Below are 23,444 nucleotides of genomic sequence, written 5' to 3' on the forward strand. Positions count from 1 at the left end.
TGGCCCTGGCCAAACGCGCCGCCAAGCTGCGGCGCGATCTGGAGCTGGAGTGGGAAGGTGTGGCGCTGGCGCTGAATCTGCTGGAAGAAGTGCAAGAACTGCGGGCTGAAAACCAGATGCTCAAGCAGCGGCTGGGGCGACTGGTGGTCGAGTAGGTTCTCGGTGGTATTTGCGGGCCTCATCGCTGGCAGGCCAGCTCCCACAAGGTTTAGCGTCGTTCACCCATTCTGCATTCGACGACGTTCCTGTGGGAGCTGGCTTGCCAGCGATGAATTCCCCCCGGTTTTCCTGCTAAGCCTTTCTCGGCAACACCACGCTAAACAGTGTCCCGTCGGTCTCGTTCGAGCTGACTTCAATCGTCCCGCCATGGGCATTCACTACTTCCCTGACGATAAACAGGCCCAGACCGAGGCTGGTCGTCGGCTGGCCGAGTTCTTCATTGGCGCTGCGCACCAGCGGATCGAAAATCGTCCCCAGACTTTCCTCGGGGATCGGTGCCCCGTCGTTATGCACCGTGAGCCGCACACTGTCGGGCTCGCCCCGCAGAGTCAATGCAACGGCGCGTTGGTTCGAGCCATGCTGCAAGGCATTGCCGATCAGGTTTTGCAGCAACTGATCCAGACGGCCCGCATCCCACACACCACGGGTATCCCCGGTGATCGTCAGCGTCGGCGCGCAAGTCGGATTGGCGGCACTGGCCAGCGCGATGGCCGTACGTGCGGAATTGGCCATGTCCATCGGCGCGGGATCGATAGGCAGACTCTTGCCGAGACGGCTGCGTACCAGCTCCAGCAAATCGCTGACCATTGCCGCCATGTGCCGGGCACCACGCTTGATGCTGATCGCGCACGTCAGCGCATCACCTTCGAGTGCGGCTTTGCGCAGGAGGATTTCCGTCGACATGCTCACCGCTTGCAACGGCGCACGAAGATCGTGGCCGAGGATCGCGAGGAAGATATCCCGCGAGCGATTGACCTGCTCGGCGTAGGCTGCGGTGGATTCGGCCAGGGCTTCATCGATGGCTTCGTTGAAACGGATCATCTCTTGAAAGCAGGCCATGTCCGGTGACGTCAGGCTGGCGACCCAGCGGCGAATCACGCAGGCGCGCAAATGGCGGAACTCGGAGGTCATCTGCACCAGATCAAAACCCACGGTATGGCGCAGTTCACCATGACTGGCGCCGGCTTCGTCGAGGCTTGGGGTCTTTTCCGGGCCTTCACCCCGGGCCTTGGCGGCTTGCTCGCCGGGCGTCTGCGGTTTGTGCATGTCGCGGGCGGCGGCCAGCAGGATTGCACGGGCGTGATCGCGCAACGCCGGGCTGTCGAGGAAATCGGCAGCGGGGGTGATGGTTTGAGCAAATTGTTCCCAATCGTCGACGACAAGGTCAGCGTTGGACACGATGAACTCGGAAAGGCCCATGAGTGATTACCTGGACGTGAATCGTGAGGTGGCGACTCGAATACTAGTCTCTTTGGCGGGAATTACATGACCATTGATGTGAATGAATCTGTGGGTGAGGGAGCAAGCTCCCTCACCCATCCACTGCTGTAATCAGAACAGAAAATAGCGTTGCGCCATCGGCAAGGTTTCCGCCGGTTCGCACCACAGCAGCACGCCGTCTGCCTTGACCTGATAGGTCTGCGGGTCGACATCGATGTTCGGCAGATAGTCGTTGTGAATCAGGTCGGTTTTCTGCACCTCGCGGCAACCTTTGACCACGGCGATTTTCTTTTTCAGCCCCAGCGCTTCGGGCAACCCGGCCTCCTGCGCGGCCTGACTGATAAACGTCAGGCTGGTGGCGTGCAACGAGCCGCCGTAACTGGCGAACATCGGGCGGTAGTGCACCGGTTGCGGGGTCGGGATCGAGGCGTTGGCGTCGCCCATCAGGCTGGCGGCGATGGCGCCGCCCTTGAGGATTAACGTCGGTTTGACGCCGAAAAACGCCGGACGCCAGAGCACCAGATCCGCCCATTTACCGACTTCGATCGAGCCCACTTCATGGCTGATGCCATGGGTGATCGCCGGGTTGATGGTGTACTTGGCGATGTAACGTTTGGCGCGGAAGTTGTCGTTGCCTTCGCCGTCCTGAGGGAGCGGGCCGCGCTGCTTTTTCATCTTGTCGGCGGTCTGCCAGGTGCGCGTGATGACTTCGCCGACGCGGCCCATGGCCTGGCTGTCGGAGCTGATCATCGAGAACGCGCCGAGGTCGTGGAGGATGTCTTCGGCAGCAATGGTTTCGCGGCGAATACGGCTTTCGGCGAAGGCGACGTCTTCGGCGATGCTCGGATCGAGGTGGTGGCAGACCATCAGCATGTCGAGGTGTTCGTCGATGGTGTTGCGGGTGAACGGCCGCGTCGGGTTGGTCGAGCTCGGCAGCACGTTGGCGAAACCGCAGGCCTTGATGATGTCCGGCGCGTGGCCGCCACCGGCACCTTCGGTGTGATAGGTGTGGATGGTGCGGCCCTTGAACGCGCCGAGGGTGGTTTCGACGAACCCGGATTCGTTGAGGGTGTCGGTGTGGATCGCCACCTGCACGTCGTACTGGTCGGCGACGCTAAGGCAATTGTCGATGCTCGCCGGGGTGGTGCCCCAGTCTTCGTGCAGCTTGAGGCCGATGGCGCCGGCCTTGACCTGCTCGATCAACGGCTCTGGCAGGCTGGCGTTGCCCTTGCCGGTCAGGCCGATGTTCATCGGGAACGCGTCGGCGGCCTGGAGCATCCGCGCCAGATGCCACGGGCCCGAGGTGCAGGTGGTCGCGTTGGTGCCGGTGGCCGGGCCGGTGCCGCCGCCGATCATGGTGGTCACGCCGCTCATCAGCGCTTCTTCGATCTGTTGCGGGCAGATGAAGTGAATGTGCGTGTCGATGCCGCCAGCGGTGAGGATCATTCCTTCGCCGGCAATCACTTCGGTGCTGGCGCCGATGGCGATATTCACATTGGGTTGCACGTCTGGATTGCCGGCCTTGCCGATGGCGGCAATGCGTCCGTCCTTGAGGCCGACGTCGGCTTTGACGATGCCCCAGTGGTCGATGATCAGCGCGTTGGTGATCAGCGTGTCGACCACCTCGGCGGCCAACAGTTGGCTTTGGCCCTGACCGTCGCGGATGACTTTGCCGCCACCGAATTTCACTTCTTCGCCGTAGGTGGTGAAGTCTTTTTCGACTTCGATCCACAACTCGGTGTCGGCCAGGCGCACCTTGTCACCGACGGTGGGGCCGAACATGTCGGCGTAAGCTTGACGGGAAATCTTCATTTCATTTCCTTGCACAAATTTATTGTGGCGAGGGGATTTATCCCCGTTCGGGTGCGAAGCACCCGCCATTCAGCAAATGAGGTTTGTCAGGTAGAACGCGGTGACTGATGGGCGACCGCTGCGCGGCCGAACGGGGATAAATCCCCTCGCCACAGGGTTGTGCGGGTCAGTCGAGGTCGCCCATGACCCGCCCGGCAAAGCCGAACACCCGGCGATGCCCGGCGTAATCCACCAGTTCGACTTCGCGGCTTTGCCCCGGCTCGAAGCGCACGGCGGTGCCGGCCGGGATGTTCAGGCGCATGCCACGGCTGGCGGCGCGGTCGAAGGTCAGGGCGTCGTTGGTCTCGAAAAAGTGATAGTGCGAACCGACCTGAATCGGCCGGTCACCGCTGTTGGCCACTTTCAGGCTGACAGTGCGGCGGCCGAAGTTGAGTTCGATATCGCCGGGCTGGATCTGGTATTCACCGGGAATCATCACTGGGCTCCTTGCAGAATCTTGTAGTAGAGGGCGGTGGCCCGGTAAGTGCCGCTCGGGTCGCAAGCGTAGTCGGGGATTTCCCCGGCGCGGCTGTAACCCAGGGCCTTGTAAAAGTCTTCGGCGGGGGAGCCGGCCTCGGTGTCGAGGTAAAGCATGCCGCGCTTGTACTGGCGGGCAGACAGCTCCAGGGCATTCATCAATTGCTGACCCAAGCCGCGCCGCCGCGCCTGTTCACGCACCAGCAACTTCTGCACTTCAGCGCGGTTCAAGCCGTTGGCCTTCTGGCACAAGCCCAATTGCACGCTGGCTTGTACTTCTTCGTCCTTGACCACCACCCACAGCAGCACGTTGCCCTTGTTCAGGTTGTCCTGAACCTCATCGAAATACGCACGAGCCTGAACGGCATCGAGGTCAGCCATGAAGCCGACGCTGGCGCCATAACCCACCGCGTCGAGCAGCAGATCGATCAGGCCCTGACGATAGTGGGCAAAACTTTCAGCATTGACGCGGCGCAGTTGGGCGGCGTTCATCGAAGTTCACTCCTTGTTGGCGTTCGGCGGCTCCGCGCCAGGATTGAGGGTCAGTTGCATGAAGGTCAGGTCGAGCCAGCGGCCGAACTTGGTGCCCACCTGCGGCATCTGCCCGCTGATGACAAAACCGGCACGCTCGTGCAGGCGAATCGAGGCGGCGTTACCACTTTCGATGGCCGCGACCATCACATGCTTGTCGCAGGTTTTTGCGCGTTCGATCAGCACCGTCATCAGTTGCGGGCCGAGGCCGTTGCCGCGCTGATCGCTGCGTACGTAGACCGAGTGTTCGACGGTGTGACGAAAGCCGTCGAATGGCCGCCAGTCACCAAATGAAGCGTAGCCGAGCACGACATTGTCGGCGTCGACGATCACCAGAATCGGGTAGGCCTGAGACTGGCGGGCGCTGAACCATGCCTGACGATTGCCGAGGTCAACCGGGGCATCGTTCCAGATTGCCGTGGTGTTGAGCACGGCGTCGTTGTAGATGTCGCGGATCGCCGGCAGATCGGCGTGCAGTGCATCGCGAATGATGTAAGTCATGGCGCGGCCTCAGACGATCGGTTGGTGGACGGTGACCAGTTTGGTGCCGTCGGGAAACGTCGCTTCGACCTGGATCTCCGGGATCATTTCCGGGATGCCTTCCATCACTTGTTCACGGCTGAGCAGGGTGGTGCCGTAGTGCATCAGATCGGCGACGGTCTGGCCGTCACGGGCGCCTTCGAGCAGCGCCGCCGAGATGTAGGCCATGGCTTCCGGGTAGTTGAGTTTCACGCCACGGGCCAAACGCCGCTCGGCAACCAGGCCGGCGGTGAAGATCAGCAGCTTGTCTTTTTCGCGTGGGGTCAGATCCATCGTTTGAAATCCATTGTCGGCAGTTAAAAAATATTGAGTCGTATGCTGTATGTAGGAGCTGCCGAAGGCTGCGATCTTTTGACTTTGTTTTTTAAGAGCAAGATCAACAGATCGCAGCCTGCGGCAGCTCCTACAGGGGAATGCATTTCAGGTGTTCCAGATGCGTGGGGACATGGCTTCGCGGCCAAGCAACGCAGGGCGCAGCAGGCGCCATAAATCAATCAGCCAGGCACGGGCGAGCAATGCTTCACTGGCCAGGCAACGGGCGATCAAAAGGCCCGGCAACTGGGTCAGATCGCCGCGCACCTCATGGCTCAACGAGCGGCAGCGCTCCAGCAGTTCGGCATCAATTTCACCGGTCACCAGCAACGTTGCAAACACCGGTTGTCCATCCAGACCAATCGGCGAATCGAGCAAACCGTCATCGCCGACGATGCGCTGGCGCTCATGCCACAGCAAGCGGCCATCGCGGCGGATATCCAGGTGCGACTGAAAATGCCCGAGGTCGAATCGCTCGCCACTCGCCGGTCGTCCGAGTGCGACCACGTCCCAGTAAAACAGCCGGGCATCGCCTTCCAGATCAATCGAAGTCGTCAGTTCCGCCTGCGCGGCGCTGTAAACGATGGTTTCCTGCGGCAGCCATTCGAGGGTCGCTCCAGCGGCGACTTTCAAATCCAGCTTCTGATACGCCGGCCCGGCTGCGCGATACCACTTGGCGGCGCCAGGGCTGGTGATCTGTGCCCAGGCATCGCTTTCGACGCGGGCGCTGATGTCGAGCCGGTCACCGCCGGCAATCCCGCCTGGCGGGTGGACGATGATGTGCTGGCAGACTTGCGGCCCTTCGGCGTACAGATGTTTTTGCACGCGCAGCGGGCCGCGATGGCGACGCAGAACCGGGCGCGTGCAATCGCCGAAACGCGCGTAGGCGAGTTCCAGCTCGGCGTGCCAGCTCGGGGTAAACAGGGCAGTGTTCAAAGGTAAATTCATGTTTTTTAATTATCGTTAGCAGGCTACAGATTAAACCGTCGTCTTAGATTGTCACCAGCCCACGCACACCCTCGGCTTCCATGTTTTCTCCGCGCCCTTGCTGGACAATCTCGCCCCGGGACATCACCAGATATTGATCAGCCAGTTCGGCAGCAAAGTCGTAAAACTGCTCCACCAGCAGAATCGCCATGTCGCCTCGGGCTGCAAGCTTCTTGATCACTGCGCCGATCTCTTTGATCACCGATGGCTGAATGCCTTCGGTGGGTTCGTCGAGGATCAGCAAGCGCGGGCGGCTGGCCAATGCGCGGCCAATTGCCAACTGCTGTTGTTGACCACCGGACAGATCGCCGCCGCGACGCTGCTTCATTTGTAGCAGCACCGGGAACAGTTCGTAGATGAAACTTGGTACTTCTTTCGCTTCGCTGCCGGGAAAACGTGACAGACCCATCAGCAGATTCTCTTCCACGGTCAGGCGCCCGAAGATCTCCCGGCCCTGTGGCACATAGGCGATACCGGCGTGAACGCGCTGGTGCGGCTTGAACCCGGTGATCGGTTTGCCTTCCCAATTGACCACACCTTCCTTGGCCGGCAACAGGCCCATCAGGCACTTGAGCAGAGTGGTCTTGCCCACGCCGTTACGGCCCAGCAGGCAGGTGACTTCGCCGACCTTCACGTCAAAGCTCAGGCCGCGCAGGATGTGGCTACCGCCGTAGTATTGGTGCAGCTTGTCGACTTGCAGCATGTTCAGATTCCTTATGTTCCACACAGTCCGCTCTGTGTAGGAGCTGCGGCACGCTGCGATCTTTTGACTTTCAGAAGCAAGATCAAAAGATCGCAGCGTGCCGCAGCTCCTACAGGGAAGGCATGCAGCGATCAGCGGCCGAGGTAGACCTCGATCACCCGTTCGTTTTCCTGCACCTGCTCCAGCGACCCTTCGGCCAGCACGCTGCCCTGATGCAGAACGGTGACGTGGTCGGCAATCGAGCCGACGAAGCCCATGTCGTGCTCGACCACCATCAGCGAGTGCTTGCCGGCGAGGCTCTTGAACAGTTCGGCGGTGAACTCGGTTTCGGCGTCGGTCATGCCCGCCACCGGTTCATCGAGCAGCAGCAATTGCGGGTCTTGCATCAGCAACATGCCGATTTCCAGAAATTGCTTCTGCCCGTGGGACAGCAACCCGGCAGGGCGGTTGGCCGAGCTGGTCAGGCGAATGGTTTCCAGCACCTCGCTGATGCGATCCTTCTGCTCACCGCTCAGCCGTGCGCGCAAACTGGCCCACACTGACTTGTCGGTTTTCTGCGCCAGTTCGAGGTTTTCAAACACGCTCAGCGCTTCGAATACGGTGGGTTTCTGAAACTTGCGACCGATGCCGGCCTGGGCGATCTGCACCTCGCTCATCTGCGTCAGATCCAGGGTTTCGCCAAACCAGGCCTTGCCGTGACTGGGCCGGGTCTTGCCGGTGATCACGTCCATCAGCGTGGTCTTGCCCGCGCCGTTGGGGCCGATGATGCAGCGCAGTTCGCCGACGCCGATGTACAGGTTCAAATCATTCAGTGCCTTGAAACCGTCGAAGCTGACGCTGATGTCTTCCAGGGTCAGGATCGTGCCGTGGCGCGTGTCGAGGCCCGGGCCGACGCGTTGACCGAGGCCGATCGAGTCGCGGCTGGTGCCAGCATCCTTGTTTGGCTCGACCGGGAAAAATGCCGGCTCAAGCATGAATTCAGCGCTCGCAGTGACTCTCATGATTCACCTCGTTTCTTCAGCAGGCCGATCACGCCTTTGGGCAGGTACAAGGTCACGACGATGAACAGCGCGCCGAGGAAGAACAGCCAGTATTCGGGGAAGGCTACGGTGAACCAGCTCTTCATGCCGTTGACCACGCCAGCGCCGAGTAACGGTCCGATCAGCGTGCCGCGCCCACCGAGAGCGACCCACACGGCCGCTTCGATAGAGTTGGTCGGCGACATTTCGCTGGGGTTGATGATCCCCACTTGCGGCACATACAGTGCCCCCGCGAGGCCGCACAGCACCGCACTCAACACCCAGACGAACAGCTTGAAACCACGCGGGTCGTAGCCGCAGAACATCAGGCGGTTTTCCGCGTCACGCAGTGCGGTCAGCACTCGGCCGAACTTGCTGCGCGCCAGTCGCCAGCCGATGTACAGGCTTGCTACCAGCAGCAACACCGTCGCCAGAAACAGCACCGCACGAGTCCCGGGTTCGGTGATGCCAAAGCCGAGAATCGTGCGGAAATTGGTGAAGCCGTTGTTGCCGCCAAATCCGGTTTCGTTGCGGAAAAACAGCAGCATGCCGGCGAAGGTCAGGGCCTGGGTCATGATCGAGAAATACACGCCTTTGATCCGCGAACGGAAGGCGAAAAAACCGAATACCAACGCCAGCAATCCCGGCGCCAACACCACCAGACACATAGACCAGACAAAACTGCTGGTGCCGCTCCAGTACCACGGCAATTCAGTCCACGACAGAAACGTCATGAACGCCGGCAAGCCATCACCCGCTGCCTGACGCATCAAATACATGCCCATCGCATAACCACCGAGGGCGAAGAACAGACCGTGGCCGAGGGACAACAGGCCGGCGTAACCCCAGACCAGATCCAGCGCCAGCGCGACGATGGCGTAGCAAAGAATCTTGCCGACCAGCGTCAGCGTGTAGGCCGAGACTTGCAGGGCATTGTCGGCGGGCAAGAGAGACAGCAGCGGCAGGGCGATCAGCAGCGCGAGAATCACCGCACCGACAGCGATGGTGATTTTCGGACCGGCCTTTTGCGTGGCCGTAACGAGTAGAGGCTGGTTCATCAGTCGATCACCCGTCCTTTCAATGCGAAGAGGCCTTGCGGACGTTTCTGGATAAACAGAATGATCAGCGCGAGGATCAGGATTTTGCCGAGCACCGCACCGATCTGCGGTTCAAGAATCTTGTTGGCGATACCGAGGCCGAACGCGGCGAGCACGCTGCCGGCCAGTTGACCGACGCCGCCGAGCACCACCACCAGGAACGAGTCGATGATGTAGCTCTGCCCGAGATCCGGGCCGACGTTGCCGATCTGACTCAGCGCCACACCGCCAAGCCCGGCGATGCCCGAACCGAGGCCGAAGGCGAGCATGTCCACGCGCCCGGTCGGCACGCCACAGCAGGCGGCCATGTTGCGGTTCTGGGTGACCGCGCGGACGTTGAGGCCGAGGCGGGTTTTGTTCAGCAGCAGCCAGGTGAGGACGACCACAAACAAGGCGAAAGCGATGATCACGATGCGGTTGTACGGCAGCACCAAGTTCGGCAACACCTGAATCCCGCCGGACAGCCACTCCGGGTTGGCTACTTCAACGTTCTGCGCACCGAACACCAGCCGCACCAGTTGAATCAGCATCAGGCTGATGCCCCAGGTGGCGAGTAACGTTTCCAGCGGTCGGCCATAGAGATGGCGAATCACCGTGCGCTCCAGCGCCATGCCGATGGCAGCGGTGACAAAAAATGCCACCGGCAGCGCGATCAGCGGATAGAACTCGATGGCCTGCGGTGCATAACGCTGGAACATCAACTGCACCACATAGGTCGAGTAAGCGCCGAGCATCAGCATCTCGCCGTGGGCCATGTTGATCACGCCGAGCAGGCCGAAAGTGATCGCCAGACCCAGTGCCGCGAGCAGCAGGATCGATCCGAGGGACATGCCGCTGAATGCCTGACCGAGTATTTCGCCGATCAGCAGTTTGCGTTTGACCTGGGCCAGGCTGGTTTCTGCTGCGGTGCGTACGTTGTCATCGGCTTCGACGCCGGGTTGCAGCAGATTTTCGAGGCGGGTGCGGGCCAGCGGATCACCGGTTTCACCGAGCAGGCGCACGGCAGCGAGACGCACCGCCGGGTCGGTATCGACCAGTTGCAGATTGGCCAGCGCCAGGTTCAGAGCGGCGTGAACGTTTTCATCTTTTTCGCCAGCGAGTTGCTGGTCGAGGAATTTCAGCTGCGCGGGTTTCGCGCTTTTCTGCAATTGCTGCGCGGCATTCAGACGGATTTTGGCGTCGGCGGCGAGCAATTGCTGGCTGGCCATGGCGGTGTCGATCAGACCCCGCAGGCGGTTGTTCAGGCGCAGGATTTTTGGCTGGCCGTCGATGGTCAATTCGCCTTGTTGCAGAGCGTTGATCAGTTCGACACGGGCCGGATCGGGCTGCGCGGCCCAGGCTTCCAACAGTTTGGCTTGTTGCATGGGATTGGCCGCGACGAAGTCTTCGGCGTCGCCGGCGTGGGCGGCCATCGGCAGGAGCAGCGCGATGGCGAGGATGAAGCGGTAGAGGGCAGTGGGCATAGTCAGTCGCCTTGACGCGGACATTGTGGGAGTGAGCTTTGTGGCGAGGGGATTTATCCCCGATGGGATGCGAAGCAGCCCAAAACCCGACATTCGCGGTTTATCAGATAGATCGCGTCGACCGGTTTCGCGACTGCTACGCAGCCGAACGGGGATAAATCCCCTCACCACAAAGGCTCGCCCCTACAGGGGATTTGGTCGGGCCACAGAGTTCATCGGGCCCGACATCCAATGGCTCAGTTGCTCTTCACCGCATAATCCGGCTTCTTGTCGTTGCCATCGATAAACGGGCTCCATGGCTGGGCGCGGATCGGGCCTTCGGTCTGCCACACCACGTTGAACTGACCGTCCGCCTGGATCTCGCCGATCATCACTGGCTTGTGCAGGTGGTGATTGGTCTTGTCCATGGTCAGGGTGTAACCCGACGGCGCGGCAAAGGTCTGGCCGGCGAGGGCTTCGCGGACTTTGTCGACGTCGGTGGATTTGGCTTTCTCGGCCGCTTGCGCCCACATGTGGATGCCGACGTAAGTGGCTTCCATCGGGTCGTTGGTCACCGCTTTGTCAGCGCCCGGCAGGTTGTGTTTCTTCGCGTAGGCTTTCCAGTCAGCGACGAATTTCTTGTTGGTCGGGTTATCGACCGACTCGAAGTAGTTCCAGGCCGCCAGGTTGCCCACCAATGGTTTGGTGTCGATGCCGCGCAGTTCTTCTTCGCCCACGGAGAATGCGACCACTGGAACGTCGGTGGCTTTCAGACCCTGGTTGGCCAGTTCTTTATAGAACGGCACGTTGGAGTCGCCGTTGACCGTGGAGATCACCGCAGTCTTGCCGCCAGCCGAGAATTTCTTGATGTTGGCGACGATGGTTTGATAGTCGCTGTGCCCGAACGGCGTGTAGACCTCTTCGATGTCCTTGTCGGCGACGCCTTTGGAATGCAGGAACGAGCGCAGGATCTTGTTGGTGGTGCGCGGGTAGACGTAGTCGGTGCCGAGCAGGAAGTAGCGCTTGGCGCTGCCGCCTTCTTCACTCATCAGGTATTCAACCGCCGGAATCGCCTGCTGGTTCGGCGCGGCGCCGGTGTAGAACACGTTCGGCGACATCTCTTCGCCTTCGTATTGCACCGGGTAGAACAGCAGGCCGTTGAGTTCTTCGAACACCGGCAACACCGATTTACGCGACACCGACGTCCAGCAACCGAACACCACCGCGACCTTGTCCTGAGTCAGCAACTGCCGGCCTTTTTCTGCGAACAACGGCCAGTTCGACGCCGGGTCAACCACCACCGGTTCGAGCATCTTGCCGTTGACGCCGCCCTTGGCGTTGATCTCGTCGATGGTCATCAGCGCCATGTCTTTGAGCGATGTTTCGGAGATCGCCATGGTCCCGGACAACGAATGCAGAATACCCACCTTGATGGTTTCGGCGGCCTGGACAGTCCAGGTCATGCCCATCGCGGCAATGCTTGCCGTGAGTGTGAAAGCCTTGATCAAACTGCGACGCTTCATTGTGCGATCTCCATGAACGTTAAAGTTTTTTATGGTTGGCAGATGCGGACGACTGAAAGGTCTTTAGCAAAGGCTGTGCCCGGTCGGGAAAAGGCAGGGAAATGTCGCTTCAGAGCGGTTGGCGCGCCACATGGCGCACCAGGTTAGGGCTGCGACAGGTGCGTGGTGCACGTCTGTGCGCAGCATTGGTGCCGTCATAGAGTCGATCGATACGTATGTACCGCAGATGCTGCTCGAAAAGACCTGATCATCGGGTCTTCTCAATCGAGTGAGCGAATCATGGACATGACTACAAGGGAAACGTCTTCAGCACCCAGCCCGAAACGCGCATTTCCGGCATTGGGCCCCGCATTCATTAGTGCTGATGATGCGGCGTACTGGATTCATCGACTGATCGGTACACATCGCAATGTGTCGTACGGCGGCATGATTCTTCAGCGCGACGATGGCAAGTTTGTACCCACACTGCCGATCGAGGGCCGGAGGACGCTTTTCAATTTTGATGAGTTTCTCTGGATGGGATTACCTTCCCGGAAACTGTTTGAACCTGAGGGTTTTATCGGCGCTGGTTACTACGTTTCCAATGCCGCAGATCATGCGTTGCTCCACGAGCAATATCCGAAGTGGTCGACTGAGCAAATCAAGCTGTATCTCGGCTTTTTCTCCGAAGCCCATCTGGCTTTGCAAATGCAGGGTAAGGGGCCCTACGCACAGAGACATTATTTGTCGGGCCCGGATGGTTCTTTGATCAAGTACGAGTCCGTACAGCCGGGAAGCGAAAGGAAGCTTATTGACGTCGGGATCACCAGGGGCAGTGAGTTCGGCGCCACTTTTACGATGATTGATACGTTGGCGCGGATTGGCAAACTGGTTGTGCTGGTTGCCAATCCCCAGTGGGGAGGTACCAGAGGGAGAGTCCCGGCGAAGTGGACGCTTGGCATGCCGTTGCTTGAACCCGGGGTACCCGGGGATCAGCCGTTTTACGGTCCGGTGAAGAATCAGGCGAGCGATGCCATCTTGGCAGTTGGCGGGGCTGCAGTTCTGCAAAAGGGCACCAGCTATATGGGGTTCGTTCTGAAGTCCGGGTCAAGCGATGACTGGGTTGCCACGTATCGAGTCAGCTCTTATGCCCCGCAAACTGCGTTGCGTGACACGTTCCCCATGGACGGCGATGGCAAACTGACCCGGTTCCTCGACTATTCCCTCGAAGGTTTGTACTACGAATCTGCGGCTGATGGTGCGGGTACCGCCGAGCCCTGGCTGTATGAACGATTTTTTACCCCGACCGACCTGGCCAGCGGCATCGACTTTTCTATCAGGGATGTGGCCCGTGAGAAGTATGCAGACTTCCTTAAACTGTATGCCTTGATCAGCGAAAGTGCAGTACTGCAATACCAGCCTACGCACCACCTCGACGAAGCACCGTTGATCAACGGTAGTGATTTCGACGCGCAATTGAAGGCCGGTACGCTTAAACCCTCGGATTACGTCCGCCGTGTGGCACAGGGTGGAGAGTTGCTGGTGCTCAAGGGCAGCGCTTTATGGGATGTCACGGGGCGCGTTGATGATCAATGGCAGCCGTATGCCAATTCGCGTCACCTGAGCCCGGTATTTGTACTGGCTGATGATGCGGCGTGTTTCGCTCATGGGCAAATAGGCAGTCGCCGCGATCAGGCTTACGCCGGTTTGATCCTGCAAGATAGCCATAAGCGCTATGTCGCGACCTGGCCGGTTGCGGTGTCGGGTGCAAGGTTCGCCCTGGACAGGTTTCGCCCTCTGACGGCGGATGGGACGCCGGTTATTCTGGCCGAAGGTTACTCACTTTACGGGGTTTACGCCTCGCGCTGGAGCGGTGATAGCTCTGGTGTGGGCAGTGATGAGACCGAGCGGCAAAAAGCGGCGCAAATGTTCACCGAAGTAGATATCCGGATGATCCTGGGTAGCCACGAGCATCTTTCCGTGGCGTATCTTTCAAGCTCGGCGGACAGCTTGCTGGCTTATCGGTTTGATCCCGGAAAAAACACCGCCCGCCGGCAATTGCAGGATCGGGTAGCGTTGCAGGGCAATAGTGCGAGCCTCATTGCCCAGGAGCTGACGAGTGGTGCCCGGCAACCGAGCGATGTCGTTACGGAATTGGCCAATACGGGCGAGTTGCGGGTACTGATCGGCAACGATACGTGGGGCGTGCGCGACACGGTTTTGGGTGAGGTATCGTCAAGCGAAAACCCCGCCATCCGCACTTTTCAGCCAAGACTCGGGAGGTTGTTCTCGACGCCCGAAAAAGCCGTTCTCAACGCACATGCCCAAGCTTGCACAGACTATAGAGCGGTTGCCGCCGGGCTTGGATTTATCCTCAAACACCATGAACGAGACGAGTATGTAGCGACCGAGACGGTAGTCGCCCGGCGTCTGGATGCATTGAATCTGGCCGTTGATTTTGGTGCGCAGGTGCTGATCGATGAGTACCGCATCCACAGCGTGTATTACTGCGCACAGTGGCTGGCAAACGGGCTGTCGGCAACCGATCGCTGGTTCGCCCGACACTTTATTGCGCCGAACGATTTGTTCGTTGCTCTGTTCGACGACAAGGACACGCAGCGACTGACCCATCATCAGGAGTTGCAGTTGTACATTGCGACGCTCGACGGTGCCTTGCTGGACTACCGCTATACACCTGGGGCGCCGCTGTTCGCCACCGGTCAGGACTCAATCGGCCCCAGGGCCTTGTCATCGCTGATGGCGGGTGAGGTGCCGCCGTTTCCGGGTGTCATGGGCAAGATACTGGCTGCCGGGCGTCTCGAGGTCCGGGTCAGCAGTGAGTGTTGGGGGGAGACGGGACCGGTTTCAGTGTCGTGGAAGCCCAATGCCTCTGTGCAACGCCGGCGTCTGAGCCCGGCTTTTGTCTGGCAGGATGACGCGGTACGTTTTGCCATGGCGCAATTGGGCACACGGCGCGAGCGGATTTATGGCGGGGTGGTCCTGCGTCGGGCCGACGGCTTGTTTGTTACCACGTTACCGGTGCCGGTGGACGTCGAAAATTTTCCGGCAAACTGGATTCGCCTTGACGAACTGGCGGACCACGGTGAATTCCTGGCGAGCAGCACAGTGGTCGCCCGCTATCATTCGCGCCGCAAGATAGAACCGGTCTTTGCCTTGTCAGGTAAGGAACGTGACACCTACTTCAACATGTTTTCCAGTGACTTTCTGTCGGCCATCCTGCGTGAAGGAACTGCCGGGGCGAGCTTGTCACCCGGTAGCGAATACCTGATTGGTCTGGAAGACAGCCTGATCAGATATACCCGTACTGGCAGCCGTGAGGAAAAACAGCTTGGACAAGCGCTGGTGCCCGCCAGTCAGCTTCAGCTCAGACAGACACCGATCGAGTTGCAGATGCGTGCTGCGAAACTGACACCCAGCGAGTTCGTCAATCGCCTGGCCAAGGCCGGTAACCTGTATGTGGTTCAGGAAAGTCATGTATGGGGAATGGCGCGACGGTTATCGCATTGGGCTGGCTACTCCAGCCCGATTGCACCGGCGCTACGGCGTTTTGCGGTGGCAGATCCAGCGTTGAGTCCGGTGTTCACACAATCCGACGACGCCATCCGGTACGTGCATCGGCACACGCAAACCGGTGTTGAAGTAATGTTCGGTTTCGTCTTGAAATCGTTGAGCTCCGAACAGTACATGGCGACCCTTGCCGTGGTTTGTACGCAAGGTAGTTTGAGTCTTGCGCGGTTGTTTCCTCAAGAATTGTTGCCGCAGGGTTACCGTGTTCATGGGGTTTATGTTTGCGCGCCGCAGGTGTCTGCTGCTGGCCCTGGTGATCTCTACAACAGTTTCATCACGCCTCAGAATCTTTCCCGAGCACTGGATGCTGTGAGGGTGTCCTCGGCTCAGGGGAATACGTATCTACAACTGTATTTTTCCTGCGCTGACGGGGCGCTATTGCGCTACGAAGCGCGCGGCATCGCGCAGCAGTGGGCAAGCTTCAGCGCGACCGATGCCTACTGGAACGAGTTGAGTGAGGGCCGCGAGCCCTTGTCGGAATATTTGCGAAAAGTGGTGCGAAACGGCGAGCTGCGCGTGGTCGTTCGCAGCAGTTTCTGGTCACCGTTCCGCGTCAACGCCATGGGTGAAAAAACCGGTATCGGTCTGGTCAGATGGCCGCAGGACAACCGGTTTGCACTGAGCCCGATTTTCGCTCATGCCGACGATGCCGCCCGCTGGGCGCAACAATTGGTGGGTGAGTACAACGGTAAACAGTTTTTGGGCGGGATTTTGCTGCAGACCGAATCCGGTTCCTTCGTTGCAATCGAACCCCTTGAAGATGGCAGCAGTGGTGAGTATCGCGCGGCAACCCGCTTGTTTTATTCAGGTCCCGGTGGGCCGATTGCCGAGGTGAAAGTGCCCGGTGTAGCGCCGTTGTCGCCCCCGCAATTTCCGACAGGCTTCCAACTGGCCGGTGTTCATCAGTTTTACAAAGTGGTCAATGTGCTCGCCAAGGTTGTCAGTGATACGGATCGCAGGCTTGTCAGCCAGCTAGCCCTTGGCGATTTGCGCTTCAGTACTCAGGTGCTGAAGAATGCGGCGCCGGGCTCCAGTTGTTATCTGAGCGGCCGTGGTGGCGCCTTGCTGAAATTCACACCGAGCTATACGGCGAGCGAAACCGCAATATTGAATGAAGGCCTGGAGGCCGGTGTCAGCAGCTTTTTCAGCAAACTGCTGGGCAGCAGCACAATGCAGGTACTTGACGTCGATGCGTTCTGGCCCCGTCGTGGCCCGGTCAGCGCTGAATGGCAACCACCAGCGCTTAAGGATCACAGCGCAGCGGAAAAACCACCTCGTGACGAGCTGTAACTCGCGCAGGTTAAATCGCTGAGAGATATCCGCTGAGCCTCGCGAAGGCTCAGCGGCGGCGCATCAGACCGATGAAAAACAGCCCGCCGATGGCCGCAGTGGCGACGCCGATAGGCAGGTCTTCGGGGGCGATCATGGTGCGTGCGGCGACATCGACCCAGACCAGAAATATGCTGCCGAGCAGCACGCACGCCGGCAGCAATCGCCGGTGCTCGGCGCCGACCAGTCGCCGCGCAATGTGCGGCACCATCAGCCCGACAAAACCAATCGAGCCGCTGATCGAGACCAGCACCCCGGTCATCAGTGATGCAATCACAAATACGCGCAACCGCACCGCACGGGCATTCAGGCCGAGGGTCACTGCTGTCTGTTCGCCGGCCATCAGTGCGTTCAACGGGCGTGCCATCCCCACCAGCAGAATCAGGCCCAGCAACACGCTGGCCGCAGGAATCGCCAGTAGCTCCCAACGCGCCAGACCGAGGCCACCAAGCATCCAGAACATCACCGCCGAGCTTGCCCGGTGATCGCCCATGAACAGCAGCAGATTGGCAATCGCCATCATCACGAACGACACGGCCACGCCGCACAGCAACAGCCGATCACTGTCGAGACGACCGTGTCGATTGGCGATCATCAACACCATCAGCATGCTCAGCAACGCGCCGATAAACGCGGCAATCGGCAAGGTCAGCAGACCGATAATCTGGCCGACATGCAGCACCACAATCACCGCGCCGAGGGTGGCGCCGGAGGTCACGCCGAGCAGGTGCGGATCGGCCAACGGGTTACGCGTTACGGCTTGCAGCACTGCGCCGATCAACGCCAAACCGGCGCCGACCAAGGCACCGAGCAACATGCGCGGCACGCGGATCAGCCAGACGATATGTTCCTGCCCGGCGCTCCAGTTCACCTCGCCCAGCCCGAGCAGCTTGTGCAACAGAATCTGCCACACCACGTCCACCGGCACTCGCGCCGGACCGAAGCCGAGCGACACCACGCACGACACCAGCAACACGGCGCCGAGGGCGATCAGCAGCAGGGCATAGCGACGGTCGATCATTCGCCGTGGAATCCTTTGGCCAGGGTTTCCACCGCCAGCACATTGTCGATCCCGGGCGTGGCCTGCACGTAAGGGATGACGATAAAGCGCTGGTTCTTGATCGCGTCCACCGATTGCAGGGCCTTGTTGTCGAGCAGGAACTTGATCTTCTGATCGGCAGTGATTTCGCTGTAGTCGACGATCACGATCACCTGCGGATTGTGCTCGACCACGGTTTCCCAATTGACCCGCGTCCAGCTCGCTTCGACGTCATCGAGAATGTTGCGCCCGCCTGCGGCATCAATCAGCGCCTGCGGCATGCCGAGGCGGCCGGAGGTCATGGCGCGGTCTTCGCCGCTGTCATACAGAAACACCCGTGGCTTGTCGGCGGGCAGGTCTTTGCGCACCTCGGCAACTTGCGCCTGCATGTCGGCGATCAGCGCGTTGGCGCGATCCTGCACGTCGAAGATTTTGCCGAGGTTGCGCAGGTCGTTGTAAGTGTCTTCGAGCGTGGCGGCCGGGCGCTTCATCACGAAGGCGCAGGATTCGGTCAGTTCATACACATTGATGCCCAGCGGTTGCAGGGTTTGCGGCGTGAGATCGCCGCCCACGCGCATGCCGTAATCCCAGCCGGCGAAGAAGAAATCGACGTTGGCATTGAGCAGGGTTTCCACCGATGGATACTTCGCCGCCAACTCTGGCAAGCCGTCGAGCAGCGATTGCATTTCAGGCGTCACCGACTTCCAGCCACTCACGCCGCTGTAGCCGGCCATACGCGATTTGAGGCCGAGGGCGAGCATCATCTGCGTCATGTTGATGTCGTGGCTGACCGCGTGTTTTGGCGCTTCCTTGAAGGTCACTTCGCGGTTGCAGCTTTGAATGGTCAGCGGGTATTTGGTGGCTTCGGCAAACGCCTGGGCACTGCCCAGCAACAGAACGAAGCACAGCAGGGAACGCACAGTCATGGTCGGGTTATCCAGGTGATTCGCGGGTAGCCATGGAGGGGATGAGAGTCGATCAAGGCATCGACGCCGAAGACCTCGCGCAACAGTTCGCGGGTCAGCACTTGTTGCGGGGTGCCGCTGGCGACGATTTGCCCGTGATTGATCACGTACAAACGGTCACAGAAGGCGGCGGCAAGGTTCAGGTCGTGAATGCTGGCGAGGGTGCCGATTTTCAGGCGTTTGACCAGTTGCAGCAGCTCCAGTTGATAGCGCGGGTCGAGGTGGTTGGTCGGCTCGTCGAGGATCAACAGTTGCGGTTGCTGGGCCAGGGCGCGGGCGAGAATCACTCGCTGTTTTTCCCCGCCGGAAAGGGTGGCGAAGGCATGGTCTTCGAAGCCGTCGAGACCCACCGACTGCAGCGCCTGGGTGGCGAGGTTGCGGTCTTCAAGAGTGTCGCCGTCGAACAGACCTTTGTGCGGTGTACGGCCCATGGCGACGACTTCTTCAACGGTCAGGCCGAAGGCATCGGGAAACTCCTGCAACACCACCGCGATACGTTGCGCGCACCAGCGTGAGGACTGTTTCCAGACGTTGTAATGATCGAGTCTGACCTCGCCGTTTGCCGGCTGACTGAAGCGGTAGGCACAGCGCAACAGGCTGGTCTTGCCGCTGCCGTTGGGCCCGATCAGCCCGACAAACTCACCGGCGGCCACGTGCAACGATGCATCACGCAGCTGGAACTGGTGATGGCAGTGGCCATGGCCCAGTGGCGACCAGGTGAGGTTGGTGAGGGTCAGCGAGGTCATGCTTCTACTCTGAAATTTCCGTTGCTGCTGATGACGCCTTCGCGGGCGAGCCCGCTCCCACAGGTTTTGCGCAATCCCTGTGGGAGCGGGCTTGCCCGCGAAGAGGCCAGAGGATCAAAAGGTGTAATCAGCCGTGACGAAGAACGAGCGCGGTTCTCCGAGTATCCATTGCTGGCCCTCATTGTATTGGCTTTGCGCGTACTGGCGGTCAAACAGATTGTTCACCTGCAAACCCAGTGTGGTGTTGCGCAAGGCTTTCCACGACAGCGTCGCATCGACCACGGTGTAACTCGGCAGCTCGTTGCGGTTGGCCATGTCGGCATAACGCGCATCGACATAACGCACCCCGGCGCCGGCCTTCAGGTCATCGGTGATGGCTTTGTTCAGCCACAGATTGGCCGTGCGGCGTGGCACGTCCACCGGGCGATTGCCGTTGTACGACAGGGTCTGGCCGTTCACCACTGCGGAAAAATCATCGTATTTGGCTTTGACGATTGCCGCGTTGGCTTGCAGTTGCCAGGCGTGCGGCAGTTGCAGATCGAGGCAGGCTTCGAGGCCATTGGACGATTGCTGGCCGACCTGTTGCTTGAGCGTCGGGTTGCCCGGGTCATCAGTCAGGAGTTTCTTTTTGACGATGCGATACGCCGCCAGCGTGAACTCGCCGCGCTGATCCCAGAACAATTGCTTCATGCCGATTTCAGTCTGACGCGCCGTCGACAGGTCATATTGTTGCTGGCTCGGGCTCAGGGAAATCAGGCCGCCGACGCCATCGGTGCTGGTCGCCATCTGAGCGTAGAACGATGTCTGCGGCGTCAGCGCAAACACCAGCCCGGCCTTCCAGTTGTTGCCGGTCAGGGTCTTGTCACTCTGGCTGTTGTCGGTCAGATCGGTGCGATCCACCTGCACGTAGTCACGGCGCACGCCGGTCACCAGCGACCAGCGCTCACTCAATCGCGTACGGTTTTCAGCGAACACCGACATCTGTTTGGTAGTGCTGTCGAACTGATCGCGATACGGATTGGCGCTCTCGAAATAACCCGGCTGCGGGTGATACAGATCCAGTGGCTGGCCGTTGGGCAGTACGTCGTTGAACGGCGAGTTGCTGTCGAGCTGGAAACGGATGCGGTTGTACTCGACGCCGGTCACGGTCTGGCTGTCGAGGCCGAACAGCGAATGCTTGAAGGTGAAGGTCTGACGGTCGCCGACCTGTTCCTGCTGATGACCGATACCGAAGTAACCGCTGCGGCTGAGCTGCTGGCTATCGCGATCAAAGTTGTAGTTCTCGGCGTTCTGCCAGCGCCGTTGCGCCTTGAGGTAATACAGTTCGTTGCTGGCGCTGACGGCATCGTTGATCTGCCAGTCGCTGGTCAGGCGCGTCCATTGATCGTTGTAGTGCTGCTTATCGTCGCGCACGTTGTAATTCTTGTCGCGCAGGCTGTCCTTGAGATGGCCGTTGATCAGCGGCGTGCCGAAGTAGTTCTGCGGGCGCTGATCGCCATAATCGTGGGCGAGGGTGAACGCCAGATCGTCGGTGGCCTGCCAGCGCAAAGCCGCGCTGATGAAGTCGCTGGAAGAGTCGCCGCGATCAATCCAGCCGTTGCTGCGCAGGCGATTGAGATTGAGCCGATAGCTCAGGGTGTCGGTCAGCGAACCGCCGCTGTCGAACGCCTGTTGCTGGCTGTCGTAGGAGCCGTAACCGACGCGTAGATGGTTTTCGATCTCGCCGCTGAACGGCTTCTTCGGGATCACGTTGACCACCGCGCCGGTCGCGCCTTCGCCGTACAGCACCGAGGCCGGACCGCGCAGTACATCGACGCGCTCTACCGACCAGGTGTCGACCGGGAAAGTCACTGTGCCCATGCCGGTGTACATGCGATTGCCGTCATACAACTGCATCACCGAACTCTGCCCGGTAAAACCGCGTGCCTGCAACGAGGTGCCGCCATCGCCCGGCGTACCGGTGCGGCTGATGCCGGTGCTGCGCGATACCGCGTCCTGCACGCTGCGATCACCACGGGCACGGACTTGCTCGCCGCTGAGGCTTTCGACGCTAGCCGGGGTTTCCATCGCGGTCAGGTTCAGGCGCGAACCGGCGGTGGTCGGCTTGGTCAGACTGACGGTTTCATCATCGACGGCTGGTGCGCTGATGGTGCCGGTGGGCAGCGTCAGAGGAACCGTTTCGGCTTGGGCGGTGTTCACGGCGAACAGGCAAAGGCTGGACAAGAGGTACTTGTTCATTCGGGCGATGCATCACTTCTTCAAAAGAAAAGCCCGCGGCTTTTGGCTGCGGGCAGAATGGCAAGCTAGCGTTATACAGTAACACTAAAAAATACCGGATTATAAGCTCGGCAGTTTATAGAGCCCTCTAGATCGCGCATCTCGCCTGTCTCATGACGAAGTTGAGGCGGATTCATGTTGTTTGCCCAGACGCGACAACAGCAGTCGATCGAGCAACCAGACGACCACCAGCGAAGCGCCCACCAGCGGAAAAATCACCGCCAGCGTGAGCATGATCAGCACGCCGGTTTTCCATTTCGGCAGATCATGACGCAGCGGTGGTACGCCGAATTTGCCTTGCGGGCGACGCTTCCACCAGATCACCACACCACTGACGGCGCTGAGCAGAATCATCAGGCAGATCAACAGCACGATGATCTGGTTCGGCGTGCCGAACATCTTGCCTTCGTGCAGCATCACGCCGATTTCCGTGGCCCGGGCAACGGCACCGTACTGCTCGAAACGCACGTCGGCGAGCACTTTGCCGGTGTACTGATCGACGTGCAGGGTGGCGTCGTTGCGTGGGTCATCGGCAAACACTGCGATGGTGAACACGCCGGTGGCGGTAGTCGGCAGAGTGATGCTGTAACCGGGCTCGACCTTGCGCTCAGTGGCGATGTTCTGCACATCCTGAAGGCTGATGGTCGGTGCTGCGGGACCTGCATGCGCGCCACCGTGAGCCATGTGTTCGGCGTGATCGCCGGACATCGGCATCGGCGTGTTTTCCATCGCCCATGGCACAGTCTGGCGCGCGGCGTTATTCAGGCTGCCGGCCTCGATGTCGGAGGTCGGCACGTTGTTCCACATCGCCGCCGGAAACACGTTCCACACCTGCGCGTATTGCTTGCCCCAGAATCCAGTCCAGGTCATGCCGCTGAGCAACATCACCAGCAACAACGCTGCGCCCCAGAACCCGGTGACCGCGTGCAGGTCACGCCACAACACGCGTCCGCGACTGTTCAGGCGTGGCCAGAGAATCCCCGCGGCCTGACCGCGTGGCCACCAGAGAAATACTCCGGACACCACCAACACCACCCCCCAACCGGCGGCAAGTTCTATGAGCCGGTCACCGACGGTGCCGATCATCAATTCGCCGTGAATCGCCCGGGCGATGGCTTGCAGGTTCTGCTTGGCATCCTGCTCGCCGAGGATGTCGCCGTGGTACGGATCGATGAACACGTTCAGTTCATGGCCGGCATTCTTCACCACGAATTGCGCACTGCGCCCGGCTTCAACAGGTGGCAGGTACTGGGTGATCTGGCCTTGTGGATAAGCGTTTTTCACCCGTTGCAGCAAGTCGTCGGCCGAGACTGTGTGATGTCCGGCGGGGACATTGAGCAGGCTGCTGTACATCAGTTGATCGAGTTGCGGTTTGAACAGATAGACGGTGCCGGTCAGGGCCAGCATCACCATGAATGGCGCAACGAACAGCCCGGCATAAAAATGCCAGCGCCACGCTAGGTTGTAGAAATTCGCTTTGGGCTTTTGCATCACGTTTGCTCCGCTTGGCTTGGATCTTTTAGTTGTCTTTTGCGGTTGCTGCGCAACCGATCGCCAGCAGGCTGGCTCCCACATGGAAGGTATTGATCCTGGTGGGAG

19 protein-coding genes are annotated in these 23,444 nt (G+C 60.0%); 2 read left to right on the top strand and 17 right to left on the bottom strand.

The features are described from left to right. A partial coding sequence (locus ACIOZM_RS14335) for a chaperone modulator CbpM (RefSeq protein ID WP_401214888.1) occupies positions 1-155 on the top strand: 155 nt, incomplete at its 5' end. 136 nt (positions 156-291) lie between these two features. Here the strand turns inward: ACIOZM_RS14335 and ACIOZM_RS14340 are convergent. The 12 genes from ACIOZM_RS14340 to urtA all read right to left on the bottom strand — a co-directional run bounded on the left by ACIOZM_RS14340 (position 292) and on the right by urtA (position 11,922). Further along, positions 292-1,419 (bottom strand): sensor histidine kinase, encoded by a 1,128-nt coding sequence (locus ACIOZM_RS14340; protein WP_401214784.1) that lies wholly within the window; start codon positions 1,417-1,419, stop codon positions 292-294. 132 nt (positions 1,420-1,551) lie between these two features. After that, entirely contained in the window at positions 1,552-3,252 is a 1,701-nt protein-coding gene (ureC, locus tag ACIOZM_RS14345) for an urease subunit alpha (RefSeq protein ID WP_401214787.1), read from the bottom strand. Between the two features lie 166 nt (positions 3,253-3,418). Then, positions 3,419-3,727 (bottom strand): urease subunit beta, encoded by a 309-nt coding sequence (locus ACIOZM_RS14350; RefSeq protein ID WP_401214790.1) that lies wholly within the window; start codon positions 3,725-3,727, stop codon positions 3,419-3,421. After that, positions 3,727-4,260 carry a GNAT family N-acetyltransferase gene (locus tag ACIOZM_RS14355; protein WP_401214793.1) on the bottom strand — a complete coding sequence of 178 codons (534 nt, stop codon included), beginning with the start codon at positions 4,258-4,260 and terminating at the stop codon, positions 3,727-3,729. Before ACIOZM_RS14355 ends, ACIOZM_RS14350 begins: the two co-directional genes overlap by 1 nt. A 6-nt stretch (positions 4,261-4,266) precedes the next feature. Next, complete coding sequence (locus ACIOZM_RS14360; RefSeq protein ID WP_401214796.1) at positions 4,267-4,800, bottom strand: GNAT family N-acetyltransferase; 534 nt, start codon at positions 4,798-4,800, stop codon at positions 4,267-4,269. 9 nt (positions 4,801-4,809) lie between these two features. After that, positions 4,810-5,112 carry an urease subunit gamma gene (locus ACIOZM_RS14365; protein WP_401214799.1) on the bottom strand — a complete coding sequence of 101 codons (303 nt, stop codon included), beginning with the start codon at positions 5,110-5,112 and terminating at the stop codon, positions 4,810-4,812. Between the two features lie 147 nt (positions 5,113-5,259). Then, positions 5,260-6,099, bottom strand: coding sequence for an urease accessory protein UreD (locus tag ACIOZM_RS14370; RefSeq protein WP_401214802.1), 840 nt, complete (start codon positions 6,097-6,099; stop codon positions 5,260-5,262). A gap of 43 nt (positions 6,100-6,142) precedes the next feature. Beyond that, positions 6,143-6,841, bottom strand: coding sequence for an urea ABC transporter ATP-binding subunit UrtE (urtE, locus tag ACIOZM_RS14375; protein ID WP_401214805.1), 699 nt, complete (start codon positions 6,839-6,841; stop codon positions 6,143-6,145). Positions 6,842-6,972: 131 nt separating this feature from the next. Then, positions 6,973-7,842, bottom strand: a complete 870-nt coding sequence (urtD, locus tag ACIOZM_RS14380) for an urea ABC transporter ATP-binding protein UrtD (protein WP_401214808.1) — start codon at positions 7,840-7,842, stop codon at positions 6,973-6,975. After that, entirely contained in the window at positions 7,839-8,918 is a 1,080-nt protein-coding gene (gene urtC / locus ACIOZM_RS14385; protein ID WP_401214811.1) for an urea ABC transporter permease subunit UrtC, read from the bottom strand. Before urtC ends, urtD begins: the two co-directional genes overlap by 4 nt. Further along, positions 8,918-10,420: an urea ABC transporter permease subunit UrtB gene (gene urtB / locus ACIOZM_RS14390; RefSeq protein ID WP_401214813.1), complete on the bottom strand. Its 1,503-nt coding sequence runs from the start codon at positions 10,418-10,420 to the stop codon at positions 8,918-8,920. The genes urtC and urtB overlap by 1 nt, the downstream gene beginning before the upstream one ends. A gap of 236 nt (positions 10,421-10,656) precedes the next feature. Continuing rightward, a complete protein-coding gene (gene urtA, locus ACIOZM_RS14395) occupies positions 10,657-11,922 on the bottom strand; it encodes an urea ABC transporter substrate-binding protein (protein WP_401214816.1) in 1,266 nt (421 codons plus the stop codon). A gap of 279 nt (positions 11,923-12,201) precedes the next feature. Here urtA and ACIOZM_RS14400 point away from each other — a divergent pair, with 279 nt between their 5' ends. Then, entirely contained in the window at positions 12,202-16,779 is a 4,578-nt protein-coding gene (locus tag ACIOZM_RS14400) for a hypothetical protein (RefSeq protein ID WP_401214818.1), read from the top strand. Positions 16,780-16,828: 49 nt separating this feature from the next. Here the strand turns inward: ACIOZM_RS14400 and ACIOZM_RS14405 are convergent, their stop codons facing one another. The 5 genes from ACIOZM_RS14405 to ACIOZM_RS14425 form a co-directional block, all read right to left on the bottom strand. Further along, entirely contained in the window at positions 16,829-17,839 is a 1,011-nt protein-coding gene (locus ACIOZM_RS14405; RefSeq protein WP_401214821.1) for a FecCD family ABC transporter permease, read from the bottom strand. Then, complete coding sequence (locus ACIOZM_RS14410; protein ID WP_401214824.1) at positions 17,836-18,783, bottom strand: ABC transporter substrate-binding protein; 948 nt, start codon at positions 18,781-18,783, stop codon at positions 17,836-17,838. Before ACIOZM_RS14410 ends, ACIOZM_RS14405 begins: the two co-directional genes overlap by 4 nt. Further along, positions 18,780-19,568: an ABC transporter ATP-binding protein gene (locus ACIOZM_RS14415; RefSeq protein ID WP_401214827.1), complete on the bottom strand. Its 789-nt coding sequence runs from the start codon at positions 19,566-19,568 to the stop codon at positions 18,780-18,782. Before ACIOZM_RS14415 ends, ACIOZM_RS14410 begins: the two co-directional genes overlap by 4 nt. Positions 19,569-19,682: 114 nt before the next feature. Beyond that, positions 19,683-21,806 carry a TonB-dependent receptor gene (locus ACIOZM_RS14420; protein ID WP_401214830.1) on the bottom strand — a complete coding sequence of 708 codons (2,124 nt, stop codon included), beginning with the start codon at positions 21,804-21,806 and terminating at the stop codon, positions 19,683-19,685. 150 nt (positions 21,807-21,956) lie between these two features. Continuing rightward, positions 21,957-23,336 (bottom strand): PepSY-associated TM helix domain-containing protein, encoded by a 1,380-nt coding sequence (locus ACIOZM_RS14425; protein ID WP_401214833.1) that lies wholly within the window; start codon positions 23,334-23,336, stop codon positions 21,957-21,959. Positions 23,337-23,444 lie beyond the last annotated feature (108 nt).

This window comes from Pseudomonas sp. NPDC087346 (assembly GCF_044744235.1).
Lineage (GTDB): Bacteria > Pseudomonadota > Gammaproteobacteria > Pseudomonadales > Pseudomonadaceae > Aquipseudomonas.

Coding starts and splice junctions, on each gene's coding strand:
- urtD (WP_401214808.1), bottom strand. CDS start 7,842: ATGAGAGTCACTGCGAGCGCTGAATTCATGCTTGAGCCGGCATTTTTC.
- urtC (WP_401214811.1), bottom strand. CDS start 8,918: ATGAACCAGCCTCTACTCGTTACGGCCACGCAAAAGGCCGGTCCGAAA.
- ACIOZM_RS14410 (WP_401214824.1), bottom strand. CDS start 18,783: ATGACTGTGCGTTCCCTGCTGTGCTTCGTTCTGTTGCTGGGCAGTGCC.
- urtA (WP_401214816.1), bottom strand. CDS start 11,922: ATGAAGCGTCGCAGTTTGATCAAGGCTTTCACACTCACGGCAAGCATT.
- ACIOZM_RS14420 (WP_401214830.1), bottom strand. CDS start 21,806: ATGAACAAGTACCTCTTGTCCAGCCTTTGCCTGTTCGCCGTGAACACC.
- ACIOZM_RS14360 (WP_401214796.1), bottom strand. CDS start 4,800: ATGACTTACATCATTCGCGATGCACTGCACGCCGATCTGCCGGCGATC.
- ACIOZM_RS14365 (WP_401214799.1), bottom strand. CDS start 5,112: ATGGATCTGACCCCACGCGAAAAAGACAAGCTGCTGATCTTCACCGCC.
- ACIOZM_RS14415 (WP_401214827.1), bottom strand. CDS start 19,568: ATGACCTCGCTGACCCTCACCAACCTCACCTGGTCGCCACTGGGCCAT.
- ACIOZM_RS14355 (WP_401214793.1), bottom strand. CDS start 4,260: ATGAACGCCGCCCAACTGCGCCGCGTCAATGCTGAAAGTTTTGCCCAC.
- ACIOZM_RS14350 (WP_401214790.1), bottom strand. CDS start 3,727: ATGATTCCCGGTGAATACCAGATCCAGCCCGGCGATATCGAACTCAAC.
- ACIOZM_RS14405 (WP_401214821.1), bottom strand. CDS start 17,839: ATGATCGACCGTCGCTATGCCCTGCTGCTGATCGCCCTCGGCGCCGTG.
- urtE (WP_401214805.1), bottom strand. CDS start 6,841: ATGCTGCAAGTCGACAAGCTGCACCAATACTACGGCGGTAGCCACATC.
- ureC (WP_401214787.1), bottom strand. CDS start 3,252: ATGAAGATTTCCCGTCAAGCTTACGCCGACATGTTCGGCCCCACCGTC.
- ACIOZM_RS14400 (WP_401214818.1), top strand. CDS start 12,202: ATGGACATGACTACAAGGGAAACGTCTTCAGCACCCAGCCCGAAACGC.
- ACIOZM_RS14370 (WP_401214802.1), bottom strand. CDS start 6,099: ATGAATTTACCTTTGAACACTGCCCTGTTTACCCCGAGCTGGCACGCC.
- ACIOZM_RS14425 (WP_401214833.1), bottom strand. CDS start 23,336: ATGCAAAAGCCCAAAGCGAATTTCTACAACCTAGCGTGGCGCTGGCAT.
- urtB (WP_401214813.1), bottom strand. CDS start 10,420: ATGCCCACTGCCCTCTACCGCTTCATCCTCGCCATCGCGCTGCTCCTG.
- ACIOZM_RS14340 (WP_401214784.1), bottom strand. CDS start 1,419: ATGGGCCTTTCCGAGTTCATCGTGTCCAACGCTGACCTTGTCGTCGAC.